This is a genomic window from Candidatus Poriferisodalis sp., from assembly GCF_965237655.1.
In the GTDB taxonomy this organism is placed as follows: Bacteria; Actinomycetota; Acidimicrobiia; order Acidimicrobiales; family Poriferisodalaceae; genus Poriferisodalis.
The window spans coordinates 1,132,511-1,148,325 of the sequence record NZ_CBDEGB010000001.1 but is presented as its reverse complement, the minus strand read 5'-3'; the positions used below and the strand labels follow the sequence as shown (position 1 = coordinate 1,148,325).

Genomic DNA, 15,815 nt, shown 5'->3' with positions numbered 1-15,815 from the left:
CGGCCGCAAGCCTGAACCTGCAGTTGAAGGTTCAGGCTTGCGGGGCGCGTGCGCTCGTCTTGCGGAGTCGTACCGGGAGCGGGGACGCAGACTCACATCGCACTCGCTCAGCCCGGGATCAGCGTGCGCGGCACCGACCGGGTTAGCTCTCTCGACGGATCGCTTGGGCCGAGCCGGGAGCGGCCCCGTTCGTCGAGAACTGCGAGGGATTCTCCGCATCCGATTGCGGGATTCGCCGTGTCGGGCAGGCTGAGCCGCCCGATCGACTCCGCGGCGACGCGGGTGCCTTCGGGCCACACTTGTGCGGCAGCCCAGCCCGCGTGCTGCCAGTCCGCGGCCAATGCCACGTGCACCGCGTCCTCGACCATGGTGCCAGGCGAGGCTCGGCACGGGGGCTTGTTGGTTACCGGCGAGATCGTCAGCGAGTCGCTGTAGAAGCCCTGCAGCGAGCCTGCGTTCACGCCCAGGTAGCCGAGGTCGCGCAGCACCGATTCGCGCACGAGCTCGCATGCCGCCTTCCAGTCGCCTCTACGCTCGTCGCGACGGTCGACGAGCTGGTCGTGTCGGTCTTGCTCCAGGTCTCGTTCGGTCTCAAGCTGCGGCACCGTCAGTGGGTCGCGCGGTGTCCAATTGACGATGCGGGCCTGATAGCCGCCGATCTGGACCTGGGCAGTCTCGATGGAGGTGTCGAATGGAGTGGGCTGACCGTCGTTGTCGCATTCGGGAGGAAACGCGTAGAGCGGGCCCTGCGGCGCGCCAACGACGGCGTTGGCGCCCTGGCCGTCGCGCCAGGCGACGGCCAGCATCGCCAGGTCCTCGGCGGCGTCCTGCACGCTGGACTCGGCGGCCACGCGCTGGGGGCCGGCCATGGCCACCAGCGCTGCGAACGCGGACACCGGCACCATCAGCACCACCCACAGGCTGACGGCGCCTCCGCGCTCGTCGCGGCGAGATCTCCGGCCGTGGGGTCCCATCGGGGCCTTGGTGCCTTGGGGCTCCGCCTAGAGGTTCTCCGGCAGCGACCAGTCGGCGTCCTCGACGTTGTCGAGGGTCACTGCGAGGGGCTCCACGATGATGTGTCCGGTCTGGAGGGTGCCTTGGAGCAGGAAATCGCCGCATGCCTGCCCGGCCAGCCGGGCCTGCTCGGCATGTCGGGGGACCATCGCGGCGACGACCAGCCGCTCGCGGATGAAAGCTGCCATCGTCGGGCTCATGTGGAACCCGACCGCGTACATGTCGCCGTAGAGCAGCTGGTCGGCCATGACCGCAGCCAGGGACTCGACGCCGGCGTCGGTGAAGAACACGATGTCGGCGTCGCTGTTGTCGAGCACCCACGCCTCGATCCGGTCGTACACCGACACCGGGTCGTAGCCGAAGGACTCGACGTCCTCGGGGCTGTTGGCCCAGATCACGCCGGAGTGGATCTCGCTCAGTCCGGCGACGAAGCCTCGCATCAGGTCATAGGAGCCCTGATCCGCGGCGTCGCCGGTGAGCACGCCCGCGACGCGCACCAGGATGCCGCCGTCCTCGGCCCATTGGCCCACCAGCGACCCCGCGGCCCGGCCGGCCTCGACGTCGTCGGGACCGTGAAACGCGAACCGCTTGGAGTCAGGACTGTCTCCGCCGACCGCGAACACCGGGACGCCAGCGTCCGCTGCGGCGTCGATGGCGTCGTCGAGCAGCCCGGGGTTGGCGGCGTCCACCGCGAGGCAGTCGATGTCGCCGGTGGACAGCAGCGCTTCGATGGCGGCAGACTGCGATTCGGCGTCGGCAGCGTGGGGCCCGATGACCCTGGCATTGATCTGCACACCGTGTTCCTCGGCTGCGGCCGCGGCCGCCTGCTGCCAGCCGTGCTCGAACGAGTCCGCGAAGCCACCCTCTCCAGTTGCTCGCAGCGAGATCACGAAGTTGAGCCGCTCGTCGGCCTCGAGCTTTGCAGCGATCCGTTCGGACAGCTCGAAGTTTCCCCAGGCCAACTCGGCGATGTGCGGCGGCCCTTGCGGCTCCGCGGGCTCGGGCTCGGCTGGCTCGGCGGGCTCTGTTGCCGTCGGCGCCTCGTCCGCCACGGCCGGCGCGTCGGGTTCGGCTGGCGCGGTGGTGGTCGCGGCTGTCCCGGCGTCGTTCTCGCCTGCGGATCCGTCGCCTGTGCAGGCGGCTGCCAGCGCGGCCACACCCAATACGTAAGCGAATGCCCTGAAATGCCCTTTAGTCACAGTAATTTTGCTCCAATGTAATTTGATTACGACTGAGTCTGAGTGATTTGCTGATCGGCGTGGGCGGTAGCATCGGGTGGTGCGCCGAAGCCGAGGCGCGGCCCGGAGCAGCCGCGGCGACAGCGGCGAATCGCTGGCGTTGCTGGTTGTATGGCCCGCGCTGCTCACCGCGATCCTGCTGATGCTGGTCCACGCGTTCATCGTGGCCAATGCACGCGCCGAGGCCGAGGTCGCGGCATCGGAGGGGCTGCGCTCGGCGTGGCGCGCCATCGCTGATGCCGACTTCTCGCGGGACCCCACTAACCCAGCGTTCCTCTACGTCGGCGCTGACCCTCACCCCGAGGTTCAGACCATGGTCGACGCGGCAGAGGCAGCAGTGGCGCAGGCTGCGGCGACCAAGGAGGGCTGGCGCTGGTGGACTCCCGGGGCGGCCGAGGTGCGCAGCGACTGGTGCCACCCTTACCCGGTTACTCCGCCGGTCGGGCCTCCCGGCAGCTTCCGGCCGTTCGAGGGCGACACCGGATGGCTGAGAGTGGTGGTCGCCGGTGAGGTGTACGGGCCGCTGGCTGCGCTGTGGCCGAATCGCTGGGACACCGTGTACTCCGTTGCGCAGGGCCCAGCGGTGCTGGCGGCACCCGCCGCGAGCGACCCGGGCCTCATCGTCCCTGCTGAGCTGCCGGCGTGCTGAGCGCCCCGCAGCGTCCAGAGGGCGCCGAGCTGATCTCAGATTCATGCACGGGGCTGCACCTCGCAGCGCGCTCTTGCCTTGATCTCCCCCGCCGCAAATGCGATCTCAGTCTGCGGGGTTCGGGCTCATGCTCCAGTCAGGGACGCCGGATGAGAACGGAACGATCAGGCTGAAGTCATCGTAGTCCTCGAAGTACTCGAGGGGCCTGACGAAATCGACATCGCCCGATGACGTCGTCGAATGCAGCCTCGAGATCAAGTCGCAGCGTTGCTCATAGACGCTGTAGTCCAGGACCGTGAAGATCGCAGTGTTTCCGCGGTTCATTGAAGTCGTTCACTACGTCGACCGGAATCTGGCCCAGACGAAAGTCCGTAGCTTCCGCGCCGACCGCGGCGGCGGCGATCTCGGCGTCGATGAACCGCACACCGGGCTCGACGGGAGCCCCGGCCGCGTCGTCGGCGACTCGCTGCACCACCAGCACGGTGGACGCGGCCAGCCCGGCCACGGCGCCGACGATGAGCAGCCACTCCAAGGCGATGAGCCCCTGATCGCCGCGGCGGCTCGACGCCCCTCGCAGGCTCGGTTGGGTGCGGGTCGGCGTGGCGCTCACGGTCATGGGAGATTGGTGAGGCCGCCGCCGGTGAGCGACGTGAACGGCGGGTACACGAGGATCCCGGCCAGAGCAAGGGCGATGCCGGTGGCGGGAAGCACGATGATCTGGGCCCGGCGGGAAGCTTTCTCGCGTTCTCGGGAGGTGGTCTCGCGCCACAGAGTGTCCGCCGCGACCAGCACTGCTTCTGAGATGCGGGTGCCGCGCTCGGCTGCCAGCCCCAATGAGGAGGTCACGGGCGCGAGGGAGTGGATGCCGTACCGCTCCACGATGTCGACGAGTCCCTCCCAGGCGGCTCGGCGCTCCTGCTGCGCGGCGACCAGGAACCGGTGCAGCAGACGCCAGCTGTCACGCCGCCCGGACTGCGCGGCGGCGAGCATCGCTACCGTGGGCTCCACGCCGGCGGACACCTGCTGGGCCACCAGCGCGATCCACACCCGGATGACCTGGTCGATCTCGGCTCGGGCCTTCTTGGCGGTGTCGCGCACCCCCAACATGGGAAGCAGCCAGCCGCCGGCGCCCAGCGCAACCGTCTGCAGGACCGTCCCAATCGGGCCGCTGCCTCTCAGATAGCTGATCAGCAGACCACCTGCCAGGCCGCCGACGAGGCCGCCGAAGCGCTGCACCGAGTAGGACTCGGGCGTGATGCCGGCCAGGCGCAGGTTCTGCTCCTCGCCCTCCTTGATCGTGGGAAGCAGATCGCGCAGCGTCTCCCCGGGACTCTGGGCGACGCGGCGGCGTTTCGGCGGACCCGCGATGCCGACGGCGACGAGCACCAGCCCGGCGAAAAACGACAGGCCCGCCCCTAGGACCAGCGGGCTCATATCGGATCCTTGGCCCGGCTGCGCCGGCGGGGCTCCACCAGGATGGAGTTCTCCTCGCGGACCACCGAGTGGTACACCAAGAACGCCGTCGACATCAGCAGCATGCCGGCGATGCCGACGAATACCAGCTGTCCGGTGCCTTGCTCGTAGGGCTCGAAGTAGGCGGGGTTGTTGCGGTACATGAGCACCACCACTCCGCCTGCCAGTCCGAGCAGCGCGATGGTCTGGGTCCACAGCTGAACCACGGCTTCGGACTTGGAGCGGTGCAGGTCGACGACGTCGCTGATGCGGCCGCACAAATCCAGGAGCGGATCGGCCACTGCGCCGCCTGAGCTGGCCGCCATGCGCAGCCCTGCTGCCACCTCGGGTTCCCACACAGTGCCCGATGCGGCGAGCTCGTCGAGCGCTTCCTCGAGGCTTCGCATCTCCGCTGTGGCCGCGATGCGTGCGACGATGGGCGCGATCTCCTCCGGTGCGTGCTCGGTGCTTCCCCGGATCGAGTCGGCGAGACCCGAACCGGCTCTGGCCAGCTCCGCGATCTGGCGGCTCCACAGCGACCAGGCCAGCGCCTGGCGGGTCTGGCGGCGACGCCGGGCCGGAGCCGCCATGAACGGCGGCAGCAGTGCTCCCAGCCCGCCCAGCAGCAGCACCATCCCCAGCAGGCCTGTCCCAGCCCACCCCGCGAAGCCCAGACCCGACGCTGCAACGATCTGCACCATCATCAGCGAGCTCAAGCGCCGGCCGCCGGCCGGTTTCGACCCGCGGGGCGACCTTGAGTCCGAGTCGCCGCCCCGGCCGTTGATGCGGGGGCGGGCGCGGGCCAGCGCGCCGGATCCCGCCGCGAGGGCGATCCCTGCAGCGGCGAGCACGCCGAAGACGACCGCTGACGCCATCTCAGTCGCCCTCGGGCCACTCGGAGAGGTCCAAGCCGCCCTCGACGACGCGCTCGACGACATCGGGGTTGCGGGGCTTGCCGATCAGCTCCAGCGGCCCGCCTCGTCTGCGGCGGCCGAAGATCTCGTGCATCTCGCAACGGTCCTCGTCGGATCCGACGATCTCTGCGATCGAGTTCACTCCCCTGAACCCTGTGCGGGGATCGCCGCGCAGGTGCGTAACAAGGTGGATGACCTCGGCGGTCTCCTGGATCAGCGCCGACTGGGACGCGGCCGTGTTGGAGGACAGGCAGTAGCGCACGAGCCGGCTCAGGGCCTGCCGCGGCGATGAGGCGTGGATCGTCGCCATCGAGCCGTCCGAGCCGGTGCCGCACGCCGACAGGAATGTCGCCGCCTCGGCGCCGCGCAGCTCCCCCACGATCACCCGGTCGGCGCCCGAGCGCAGGGACCGTTTGGACAGCTCCTCCATGGTGATCTCCCCGGAGCCGTCGCTGTTGGCCTCCCGGGTCTCCACCGCGAAGGTCAAGGGATGGGTCTGGTCCAAGAACAGCTCGAAGGTCTGCTCGAGGGTGCACACGATCTCGCTGGGCCCGATCTCGGCCAGCAGGGCGCGCAGCAATGTGGTCTTGCCGGCGCCGAGCGCGCCGCACACCAAGATGTTGGACGGAGCGGGCGGTCTCACTGCGGCCCGCAGGAAGTCCGCAGCCTGCTCCGACAGCGATTCGCGCTCCACGAGATCCACGAGACGGATGCTGCGGTGGCGGTGGCAGCGGATCGTCAGGAACGGTGTGCCGCACACCGCCATCGCAGCGAAGATCCGCTCCCCCGTCTTGAGTCTCAGGTCCAGAAGCGGCGCCGACTGGTCGAAGCGGCGCCCGGTCTGGCCGTGTGTGGTGGCCAGGTGCGCGATGTAGCGGACCATGTCGTCCTCGTCGGCGAACACCGGCTCGCGGACGTGCTCCTGGCGTCCGCCGGTGCAGCCCAGCACTGCGTAGTCGGGGCCGAACACGTAGATGTTCTCGACGTCGGCGCGGCGCAGGAACCGCTCCATGGGTCCTGCTCCCAGCAGTGCCGCCATCTGGGCCCACAGCCAGTCGAGATCCTCATCGGTCAGCATCCGGCCGGTGTCGTTCAGCGCAGTTGCCTCCTGGCCCCGGATCGCTGAGGCGGCTAGGTCATGGCTCGCGTCTGAGACGCTCTCGCCGTCGGTCGCGGTGCTGAGCCGCTGTTCTTGCACCTGCGGCCGCACCGCCTCCCAGATCTCTTCGCGCAGCGACATCTCACACCCGCTCTTCGCTGCGTGCCGCGTGGTCGAGCCGTGCCGCGTGCGGCGGTCTGTCATGGGTTCCGTTGACGGCCGGCTGGGGCTCGGGATGCTCAGCGAGGCGCAGATCGGTCGCAGTGCCAGCGTCGTCGTGGTCGGCGTCGGACGCGCCGACCAGGTTCAGCAAGGCCAGCAGCCGGGCCGCGATGTCGTCGAGGTGATTGGTGAACGAGCGGTCGCGGCGGCCGCCCTGCAGTCGCAGGATCCTGTCGTCGTCTATGACCGGGAGCCGCCCGGCGACGCGCATGCCCGACTCCAGGAAGATCTCGTCGTCGCCCAGCGGCGAGTCGCCCTCGACGATCAGTGCCTGCTGGCCGCTGCCGTGCCTTCGCAGCCCGGCGTCGCGGGACTGCGCCATCAGCGCTCTGGCGTCGTCGATCGTCGCCACCCGGGCGGCAACTGCCACCACCTGCGCAGCGCTCAGCAGCGGCGCCAGGTGCTCGGCAGCGGATCGAAGCGTGGACGACACGACCAGCCGGCGCTGCGCGCCGACCGCGACAAGATTCTCGACACGCTCCGCGAGCCACCGAGCCGCGTACTGCGCACCTGCGGGATGGTGAGGCCCGAACAGCGACCACAGCGACCCGTTGGCAACGTCGAGGCTGTAGCAGTGCTGTGCCAGCAGACGCAACGTGAGCGGCTCGCGGGCCACGATCAACGACGGCAGGCCCCGGTCCGCGGGCGAGTAGGCCGCGGAATCGGCGCCGCCGAAGCGCTGCGCAAGCCGGGAACCGGATGCGTCGGCGTCGACGAACAGCACCCGCTCACCCGAATTGCCGATGCGGCGGGCCACCGCCATTGCCACCGCGCCGGTGTCGAAACGCGCGCCCTCAGCGCTCAGCACCGCTAGCACGATGCCGACCCCAGAGCGAGCACAGCCAATCCGACCATCGGCCTACGCGGGCCCAGTCGCCTCGCCGAGCTGACGGCGCCACTCTTCGTCCCACACGGCGTCGAGACGCTCGGACATGTCCTCCACATCGGTGCCCGGCGGCACGGGCAGCACCATCGGAGCGGCGCCCAGAACCTCCGGCAGCGACCGCCAGTACTGCCAGTCCTCAGGCCCGACGAACATCTGCATCTGCCCGCCGGAGAAGTTCTCGAGCTCCAGCGTGCCGATCACTCTGCGGGGCCGGCCTTCGTTGTTGCCCAGCGGCGCCGCACCTGGATCGACCAGCAGCACAAGACTGCCCGCGGCGACACCAGAGGGCACCAGGCTGGCATCGAGCGACACGATCACTTCCAGCTCGCCGGGGCCCGCTGTGGGCGCTGCCGCCGCCGCAACCACCGCGACTTCCGCCGCCGCTTGGGACCACTGCGACTGCCACACTGCGTCCAGGCTCTCGCTGGTGGCGGCGATGTCGGCACGGGGGCCGAGGTCCTTGACCATCAGCGTGCCGCCCACCTCGTCGAGCAGCGCCGTCCAGTCCGCCCACTCCTGAGCGGGCAGGATCAGCCGCATCTGCGACCCGTCGAAGCTGGTCAGCGTGAAGTCCCGTATGACATTGCGCGGCCGCCCCGGATTGCCCGGCGCCGGAGCGATCCCGGGATCCACCAGCAGCACCAGTTCGCCTTCGAACACCGTCTCGGTGACCAGGCTCACGTCCAGCGGCACCTCGACCACCAGCTCGTCGCCCTCGGGCACGGTGTCGACCTGAGCGACCATGTCGTACCGGACCAGCCCGCCCAACGGCATGGGCTGCAGCGCCACCGTGCCCTCGAAGAACAACGGTGCTTCGACAGTCCAGGGGATGTGCGGCACCGACCCGGTGACCATCAACTCGGATGCGACATCTGCGGAGCTGACGGTCTCGCCGACCGCTATGTTGCGTGTCGCAACCAGCACCGGTACACGCGACTCAAACGCATCCGACGTCAGATAGAAACCCCCGACGCTGCCCACCAGCACGAACACGCCAGCGACGATAAACAGCAGTCGCTTGGTCGACTCCGGCATCTGCCGACGCGTCCGCTTGGCTTTCGCCGGCGCCGCCTCGGGTGCCCGCTCGGACTGCATGCCGAGGCCGTCAGACTCGACCGCCTCGGTCCCATCGGCCGCTTCCTGCGACTTGCGACGGCGACCGAAACGGCCGGTCCTGCCCGGCGACGCTGGTTCGGCGATGTCGTCGTCATCTGCCATCAGTCATCCCTCTCTTCGGGGGAGGCCGGGCGGCGGCTCAGCGCACTTCGCATTGGACTTGGGCCTTGCTGGGGTCCGCCGGCTGTTCGTCGGCCGCAGCGGCGTGGCTGGCCGCAGCCGCATCGAATTCGATGCCGCCGCCGGTCGCCCGGTTGAAGTTGTTGAGCACCACTTCGACGTCGGCGTCGCCGTACAGCACCGCGAGCAGGCTGCACCTCTCGCTGAAACGGCGCTCCCAGCCCGTCCACGACTCGAAGTCGCCCGCAGCCGCGGCCTTGGCACCGGTCTCGACCTCGAAGGCAGAGTGAATTGCGGCGGTCACCCGCGGATCGGGACTCGCGACCCGATCCGCAGTGTCCTTCACCTCCGCCTGCACGAGAACGACAGCCAAAGCCGCCAGCGCAGCCACCGCCGCAGTGATCAGCAGCCACTCCAAAGTGGTCAGGCCGCTGTCGCCGCGCGTGCGACGAGCACGGCACGACCGATCTGCCTCGGGCATATTGGAGTTCTCGTCTCATTCTGGAACGAACGGTTAGGGACACTGCACTGGATCCGGGTTATGACAAGGTGATGGTGACGCTGGCGGTGGGGCCGAGCCCCGCGGTGTTCCGTGCCGCGACTGTGTAAGTCACCATCTGTCCTGAACCCATGGCCGTGATCGTCCACCCCGACGAAGCGTTGGTATCCCGAGAGCCACACGTTGCGGTGGAGCCCCCCGGAACCATGCATTCGATCACATAGCCCGTAATCGGACTCCCGCCAATTGACGTAGGTGCAGCCCATGTCAGCGTCGTGCCACTGTGCGCCAGGGTTTGTGGTTGACCAGGGCGTTGCGGGCGTTGCTGTGTCGCCGCTCGCAGTCACTTGGCAATTGGGATCCGTGGTCCAAACACTGCCAGCAAATACGCCATCGGTGTAGGTGGTTGTGATCCCGGCATCGGAGTAGAGGATCTTCAGCCGATCGCACTCCCTCTTGCCATCCTGATTGATTTCGTCGTGATCCGCACCCGTCTCAAGACCCGCAGCCCTCGCCTTGTCGGCGACCTGCACACCAGCGACCTTCGCGGCCGTTTGACGGGCGCTGTTGCCGGCGATCTGCTCGCTTGTGTCGCTGACCACGCGCTGGACCAGCACCACTGCGAGCGCGGCCAGCCCCGCCACCGCGGCGACGATGAGCAGCCACTCCAGCGTGGTGAGCCCCGAATCGCCGCGGTGGCCATGGGCCTTTTGCAGGTCCTGTCGCACCGGCACTGCGATTGGCTCGGCGGCGCCCTCAACGTGGCGCGGTACGCCGGATCCAGTCTGCGTGATCACGGGACGAGGCATCCATAGGTCGACGCAACGTTGTCCCAGACGGTTTCGGTGGCCACATTGCTATGGTCTGTGATTGCGTCCTTACCCGCTTGAGCCGCGGGAATCGCATTAACCCAAAACACCTCCAGGTCAGGGACGTCTCCGTAGGTGATCGCAATGAGCGTGCAGTCACTCTTGTACTCGGCGTTCAGAGATACGGCCGACGTGTCGTCGTTGGCAGCGTTGTCGCTTGTGGCGTCTTGCGCGCGGGCCTTATCGGTCACCTGCTGGGCTGCGACCTGCGCGGCGATCTTGCGGGCGCTCGAGCCGCTGATCTGTTCGGCGGTGTCTGACACGACGCGTTGAACGAGCACTACGGCCAACGCGGCCAGCCGGCCACCGCGGCGACGATCAGCAGCCATTCGAGGGTGGTCAGGCCGCTGTCGTCCCTGCGCACCGGCGACCGTCTGCTGATCGGTCGCGTGAGTGCTCGAAGAATACGGGCGGGGGACAATTTCATTGGATTGCTCCTTGTCGATTCGTAGTCGTGCTGTTGACTCGATCATTCGCCAGCGGTGCAGCAGGGCCGGGCCGGGTCGCTGACGCAGCTGGCTTCACGTCGTAAGCTCTGCGAGGCCCCGGCCGCCGGCCCCGCCACATCACCCGGGGGAGGACAAGGTGAGTGCTGGACTTGTGGTGGCAGCGGTCGCGGTTTGGGTTGTGCTCGGGCTCTACGTGTCGATTACCGATGTACGCCATGCGGTGATCCCGCGCCGAGCGGTGTGGCCTGCGGGCGGCGCGATCACGGTGCTGCTGGGCGCTTCGGCGCTCTCTGCGGGCGAGTTCGCCCGCTTCGGTTGGGCGGTGATCGGCGCGGCGTCGCTTGCTGTGGTGCTCGAGGTCGTCTATCGGCTGCGGCCGAACTGGATGGGTTTCGGCGATGTGCGGCTCATAATTGTCAACGGTCTGCTCGCAGGCTGGTGGGGTCTCGCCTGGTCGTGGTGGGCGCTGATGGCCGGTGCGCTGGCGCAGTGGCCCGCAGCCGCTGTCTCGCTGGCTCGCCGAGGCCGTGACGCCAAGGTGCGGTGGGCACCCGGGCTCGTGGCCGGCACTGCCGCGGTGGTGGGGTTTCGGCTGTGGACTGAGGGTCCGTTGCCGTAGCAGCAATTGCACGCCGACGACACGTTGCTGCCAAGGGCCAACCTCCCCGGTTGTCACAACTAGTGGCATTGTCCCAGTGACATCGGCCCGGGACGCGGGGGGGGGGGGGGGGGGGGGGTCAACGAAGGATTGAGCCGAATTGGTGCCCCAGCTCTGCTTCGCCCTACCGTTGACTTCGGCGTGCGGAGGCCGCGCCAACGATCCGCCCTCTGAGTTGCCACGTCCGGGTAGCACTCGCGCCGACTAACGACTAAAGAGATAGCGACAGCAACTGATGCCGGACGCGCGTCCGGTTCGAACATGAAATGCACATAAGTTGAGTTATGCATCGCTTGTCCCCGGCTCGGCCTCAGCAGCCCGCCTCTGCTGCGACGCATGAGACTAGCGCACAGAGGGAGACGTTCAATCAATCGAGGGGCATCACCGGTGCGATCGGCGCAGCGTGTTGAGGGTGGCCCTCAGCCGTGTCGGCGGATCTCTCGCTGGGCGGCATCCGATTGAGTCGCGGCGTTGAGATGGCCGGCCGGCGTGCCATAGAACCTTGCGACTGCGTTGTTGCCGGCGATCTCGTTTCGGGCGTAGTGCGCGGGCATCGCCGGGCTGCGCCACCGTCCGGCGTGCATCAAGGCGGGTAGCTCGATGCCTGCCCTCACCAAGTCTCGCGCCATGCCGACACGCGGGGAGTGCCCGCTGAATCCTTCGCCCAGTCCGGCTGCTTGAGCTGCCTGCTTGATTCGCCGGGAGATTTGATTGGGGCTCAAGGCGAACACGTCGTCGCTGCCGGAGCGGGCCTCTTTGATGATGCTGAGTGCTGCCATGGCCTCAGCGGACACGAACGCCACGGCACCTCGACCCTCGGGATCTGTCTTGGAGCGCCGAATCAGCAGACGTCCGGTGCCGTCAGGCTCTGTGTGTATGTCGCCCCATTTCAGCGCGGCCGCCTCGGACACGCGCAGCATGGCGTCGCGCATGACGCTGATGAGCGCGATGTCGAAGCTGCCTCTGGCTTTGGCTTTCCCGGGACTCTCGAGTCTCCCTCCCCGACCCGGCCGCGGCCTGCACGCTGCCGTTCTGATGATGCCGAGCGCCTCTGCGGTGAGTGCGACTGCCTGCTTTTGGGCTCGGCCCGACTTGCGGGCGGCGGCCTTGAGCGTCCGCTTGACCTCGTCGCTGCTGCAGGGGTCCTCGCACCCCGCACTCCTATGCGCGAAGGCAATCGCGGCGGCGGCCACTCGTAGGGTCGCAGGCTTGTGTCCGTGCAATTCGGTGCGTTCGGCCAGATAGGCCGCCACTTGCGCCGCCTGGGCCGGAAGACACTGGACACATTTCGCCGTCGCCCAACAGCGGAAGAGATTCCACTGGGTCATGTAGTTCTTGAATGTGTTGGCGGACACCTCGTGTCGCAGGATTCCATTGAGGTTGTCAAGCTCGGACGAGGCCAGCCGCAAGGGGAGGCGGGCACCGTCCGTCTGCTGGCCGCGGATCGCTACTCCTTGAAAGCCGGACGATTCGGAGGACGTTGACGCATTGTCAGCGCCCGACCGAAGTCCGTGAGAATCGCCGTTTGGCCGACGCTCGCAAGCCGGACCCAGCTGTCCCGCCGACGGATCATCGGTCTGCGTGAACGCTCCGCTCGAGAACATCTCAGCTCGAACTGCGACCGTCGCGGGTTACCGCCGGGCCAAGTTCGGCGATCCTGCGGGCGGTCCCTGACACTGTCGACGCACCTACGGGAGCAATGCAGAATCTCGGTCGTCCACAGGCCTGTGCACCAATTGTCGCTAGTCCATGTTGTGTATAACTCAACTTATGCACCGCTTATGGACCCGAATGGCCCGCTCCGTGGCGCCGTCCTGCTCATCAGCGAGAGCACTGATCTCGACGCGGCGCTTCAGGGACTCCTCGACAACGCCCGTGAATCGATCGAGGGCCGCTCTGCATTGATCTGGCTCGCGGACGACCCAGAGTCGCACTCCGCTTTCTTCACTGCCGGGATGACCGCAGAGGAGTCCGATGAATTCCTGAACGCAGCGCAGGACCAGCGGGAGTTCTTCGATCGGCTGACCCAGGCAGACGGACCTCTGCGCATCGACGACATCCAGAGTCACCTGAATGAGCACGGGCTGTCGGACGCAGTTTCGCCGATCCCGACAGGCCAGGCCATGACGTACCTCACATCGCCGATCCGGCACTTCGGCGAAAGGCTGGGCGCCATCTGCGTGGCCAAGAGCCCGAGCGAAGTATCAGCCGATGACGAGGAGACGCTGGCCGTGTTCGCATCGCTGGCGGCGCTGGCGATCTTCGCCGGCCGCCGACATCAAGTCGATCAGACGCAGCTTCCGCGTTCTCAGATGCTCCAGTTTCTTGGGATCATGGACGAGCAGGTCGATGCCATTCGGAGGCTGCTCGATGCCCTCAAAGGGATGGTGGAAGCGCAAGGAGGTCAATCCGGAGCGGCTCACCTTGTCGGCGCCCGGCGTTCGCCAGGAGGCGGCGAGCAAAACTGGGACCTGACGATGCGCCGTCGCTTCACGCTCGGCGACCTCTCGATCGACGACGCTGCGCGGTTGGTCCGCGTCTCGGGCAGCCCCGTCGAGCTCGCGCGTATCGAGTACAACTTGCTCGCCGAGCTCGCCGCCAATGCCGGAACCGTGCTGACCCACGAGCAGCTCCTCACCGCAGTGTGGGGATCCGACTCCGCAGCCGACCCCAGCCGGCTGCGCATCGTGATCAAGGATCTCCGCCGCAAGCTCGGCGACGATGCGCGCAATCCCCGATACATCGTCACCGTCCCCCGCGTCGGCTACCGGATGCCGCATCCTGACGACACCACCTCCGTGGCGAACAGCGACCCATAGAGTGACCGGACTCGACGACAGTCGGGTACTCGTATGAGCAGAAGCGCCTCGTAGCTGAACCGGCGCGGACGCCCGATACTCGGCGAGGCGTGAGTGTGGGAATCTCGGATCTCATCGACTATCTCAGCACTGCCGAAGGAATAGTCACCGTCTTCTTCGGCACGCTGTCGTCGCTCTCGATTCTCTGGAACCCGGGCCGGCTCCTGCTGAGTTACCTCAGTGTGCTGCCTCCGAAGAAGCGGTGGTCACGGCAGCCCGGCACCGACCGAGCGAAGAGCCGCGTGCTCACCGTGCCGTTGCGTGCTCAGACCAATTGGTCTGCTGAGAGCCTCGCTCAGCTGACCCGCCTGTGGGGCCGCGTTCCCCTGAGGCGGCGCCCTTCAGGACGGTGGTTCCTCGGTCTTGGCCGTCGCATACGGGCTCGGGCGTTGGTGACACAAACCGCGCCGAAAGGGAGTTTCGTCGTTGATCAGCTGCGGTACTCCCCTGGTGCCGACCTCACGGCATTCGGCGACGCCCCCTACGGCGGCAGCTTCAAGCTCGAGATCAAGGTTCACGCCAACGAGAATCGGCGGCACCTGAGGCGGTCGATGTTGGCGGCAAGAGGGCGTCACAAAGAGCGGCGCCTCGTCGCGATTGCGACAACTCCGGACATGGCCGACAAAGGCGCACCGGTACGGTGTCTCTTGGTGAATGCCCGGTACGGGATGACCCTCGATGCGGACGCACCGGGCCGTCTCACTCTGCATAGCGCCGACACGAAATTTGACGGCAACCCAACGGCGTTCTTGCGGCACCAAGGAAAGATCGCCGGCGACGCCATGTGGCTCATCCTGCCGTTGTCCGAGTGCAGACCGCCGACTCAGTTGTGGGGTCACGTGCCGGAGCGATTCGATGTGACCGCTGCAGCGCCCCTCGCGTACCTAACGGTGGCCGACGCCCATCCGACGCACGAGGGTGAACTTCAACGGCTGGTCAAGCTCGACCGCGTGCGGACAGCGGCTTGGTGGTTGCTGCTCGGCCCGGCGCTATTTTTCGTAGCTCGCTGGCTGCGGAACGACTTAGTCGCAGACCTCAGCGACCCGACCGCAACTTCGGTGCATCTGTTCGTGCCGATTTCTCGCTGGCTCCTCGTCGGGTACTTCGTCGCCTACGCGTACTTTGCGATCTTCGCGTTAGTTGACCTGCTCTGGCAGTCGACCGTCGGATGTGTCTGGCGGCGCCAGGAGCACCAATCGCCGTGGTTCTCGCCGCGGCGTGGATTGGGCGCCATCGTGGCTGCCTTCGTCCCGCTTCGCACTGATGCTGATCGGCTTCCGAGTTGGAATGGCGGCACGCGCAGCTGCATGCAAGTGCCCCATCTCCTGTCGCGTGACAAGCAGTCAGAATGAGTTCTCCCGCGAGGTGGCAGATAGGCGCATTCGCTCACGTTGTTGCAGGGCGTCAGTCATAGGGACTGCCCCGCGGCAACTGCGCAGTGGCGACCAGTGATTCTCGGGTTCCGCCCTTCCACACCGCCCCGACGGGCGCGCGGACTCGCAGAGCGAACGCGCCTGTGTAGCCGCCGTTCACCCTCTCGCCGTCATCGACCCAAGGCCGGTAGTCCCACTCGACAATCGTGAAAGCACCTCTTCGACGGTTCCGAGGTGCTTCCAGACCTCTGACTATGTCATCGTGGGACCTCACGGGACGTCTTGGAATCACGTTCCCACGGTTCGTTCGGTCCGCTCACGCATGTCTACTGCGTGAACGATCACGCCTACGACACCGCCTGAGATGTCGGCGGCCATGAGATCCTGCCCAGTGGCGGC

At 67.4% G+C, this 15,815-nt stretch carries 16 protein-coding genes; 4 read left to right on the top strand and 12 right to left on the bottom strand.

Translation table 11 applies throughout. The annotated features are described in order from the left end of the window. Positions 1-107 precede the first annotated feature (107 nt). Both ACPXYO_RS05600 and ACPXYO_RS05595 read right to left on the bottom strand, forming a co-directional pair. Positions 108-974 carry a hypothetical protein gene (locus tag ACPXYO_RS05600; RefSeq protein WP_423917472.1) on the bottom strand — a complete coding sequence of 289 codons (867 nt, stop codon included), beginning with the start codon at positions 972-974 and terminating at the stop codon, positions 108-110. 27 nt (positions 975-1,001) lie between these two features. Next, positions 1,002-2,213 (bottom strand): sugar ABC transporter substrate-binding protein, encoded by a 1,212-nt coding sequence (locus ACPXYO_RS05595; protein ID WP_423917469.1) that lies wholly within the window; start codon positions 2,211-2,213, stop codon positions 1,002-1,004. Between the two features lie 79 nt (positions 2,214-2,292). Between ACPXYO_RS05595 and ACPXYO_RS05590 the strand changes: the two genes are divergently transcribed. Beyond that, a complete protein-coding gene (locus ACPXYO_RS05590) occupies positions 2,293-2,901 on the top strand; it encodes a hypothetical protein (protein ID WP_423917467.1) in 609 nt (202 codons plus the stop codon). A 271-nt stretch (positions 2,902-3,172) separates the two neighbouring features. On the opposite strand, the gene ACPXYO_RS05585 is transcribed toward ACPXYO_RS05590, so the two are convergent. From ACPXYO_RS05585 to ACPXYO_RS05545, 9 genes are read right to left on the bottom strand one after another with little or no spacing between them, the layout of a single operon-like run. Next, positions 3,173-3,517 (bottom strand): hypothetical protein, encoded by a 345-nt coding sequence (locus ACPXYO_RS05585; RefSeq protein WP_423917464.1) that lies wholly within the window; start codon positions 3,515-3,517, stop codon positions 3,173-3,175. Beyond that, complete coding sequence (locus ACPXYO_RS05580) at positions 3,514-4,335, bottom strand: hypothetical protein (RefSeq protein WP_423917462.1); 822 nt, start codon at positions 4,333-4,335, stop codon at positions 3,514-3,516. The genes ACPXYO_RS05585 and ACPXYO_RS05580 overlap by 4 nt, the downstream gene beginning before the upstream one ends. After that, positions 4,332-5,228: a type II secretion system F family protein gene (locus tag ACPXYO_RS05575; RefSeq protein WP_423917459.1), complete on the bottom strand. Its 897-nt coding sequence runs from the start codon at positions 5,226-5,228 to the stop codon at positions 4,332-4,334. The genes ACPXYO_RS05580 and ACPXYO_RS05575 overlap by 4 nt, the downstream gene beginning before the upstream one ends. A gap of 1 nt (position 5,229) precedes the next feature. Then, the gene (locus ACPXYO_RS05570) at positions 5,230-6,507 is read right to left on the bottom strand and encodes a CpaF family protein (RefSeq protein ID WP_423917456.1); all 1,278 of its coding nucleotides are present in this window, start codon (positions 6,505-6,507) and stop codon (positions 5,230-5,232) included. A gap of 1 nt (position 6,508) precedes the next feature. Continuing rightward, positions 6,509-7,396: a hypothetical protein gene (locus ACPXYO_RS05565; protein WP_423917453.1), complete on the bottom strand. Its 888-nt coding sequence runs from the start codon at positions 7,394-7,396 to the stop codon at positions 6,509-6,511. A 51-nt stretch (positions 7,397-7,447) separates the two neighbouring features. Next, on the bottom strand, positions 7,448-8,692 hold the full coding sequence (locus tag ACPXYO_RS05560) for an SAF domain-containing protein (protein WP_423917450.1): 1,245 nt from the start codon (positions 8,690-8,692) through the stop codon (positions 7,448-7,450). 37 nt (positions 8,693-8,729) lie between these two features. Beyond that, complete coding sequence (locus ACPXYO_RS05555) at positions 8,730-9,128, bottom strand: hypothetical protein (protein WP_423917448.1); 399 nt, start codon at positions 9,126-9,128, stop codon at positions 8,730-8,732. Between the two features lie 5 nt (positions 9,129-9,133). After that, entirely contained in the window at positions 9,134-10,006 is an 873-nt protein-coding gene (locus ACPXYO_RS05550; protein WP_423917445.1) for a hypothetical protein, read from the bottom strand. Beyond that, entirely contained in the window at positions 10,003-10,407 is a 405-nt protein-coding gene (locus ACPXYO_RS05545; RefSeq protein WP_423917443.1) for a hypothetical protein, read from the bottom strand. The genes ACPXYO_RS05550 and ACPXYO_RS05545 overlap by 4 nt, the downstream gene beginning before the upstream one ends. Before the next feature lie 256 nt (positions 10,408-10,663). Between ACPXYO_RS05545 and ACPXYO_RS05540 the strand changes: the two genes are divergently transcribed. Continuing rightward, entirely contained in the window at positions 10,664-11,146 is a 483-nt protein-coding gene (locus ACPXYO_RS05540; RefSeq protein WP_423917440.1) for a prepilin peptidase, read from the top strand. Positions 11,147-11,604: 458 nt separating this feature from the next. Here ACPXYO_RS05540 and ACPXYO_RS05535 read toward each other — a convergent pair whose 3' ends face one another. Further along, on the bottom strand, positions 11,605-12,540 hold the full coding sequence (locus ACPXYO_RS05535; protein WP_423917437.1) for a tyrosine-type recombinase/integrase: 936 nt from the start codon (positions 12,538-12,540) through the stop codon (positions 11,605-11,607). 426 nt (positions 12,541-12,966) lie between these two features. On the opposite strand from ACPXYO_RS05535, the gene ACPXYO_RS05530 reads away from it, so the two are divergent. Both ACPXYO_RS05530 and ACPXYO_RS05525 read left to right on the top strand, forming a co-directional pair. Beyond that, positions 12,967-14,004, top strand: coding sequence for a winged helix-turn-helix domain-containing protein (locus tag ACPXYO_RS05530; protein ID WP_423917434.1), 1,038 nt, complete (start codon positions 12,967-12,969; stop codon positions 14,002-14,004). Positions 14,005-14,093: 89 nt separating this feature from the next. Then, entirely contained in the window at positions 14,094-15,395 is a 1,302-nt protein-coding gene (locus ACPXYO_RS05525) for a hypothetical protein (RefSeq protein WP_423917431.1), read from the top strand. Positions 15,396-15,815 lie beyond the last annotated feature (420 nt).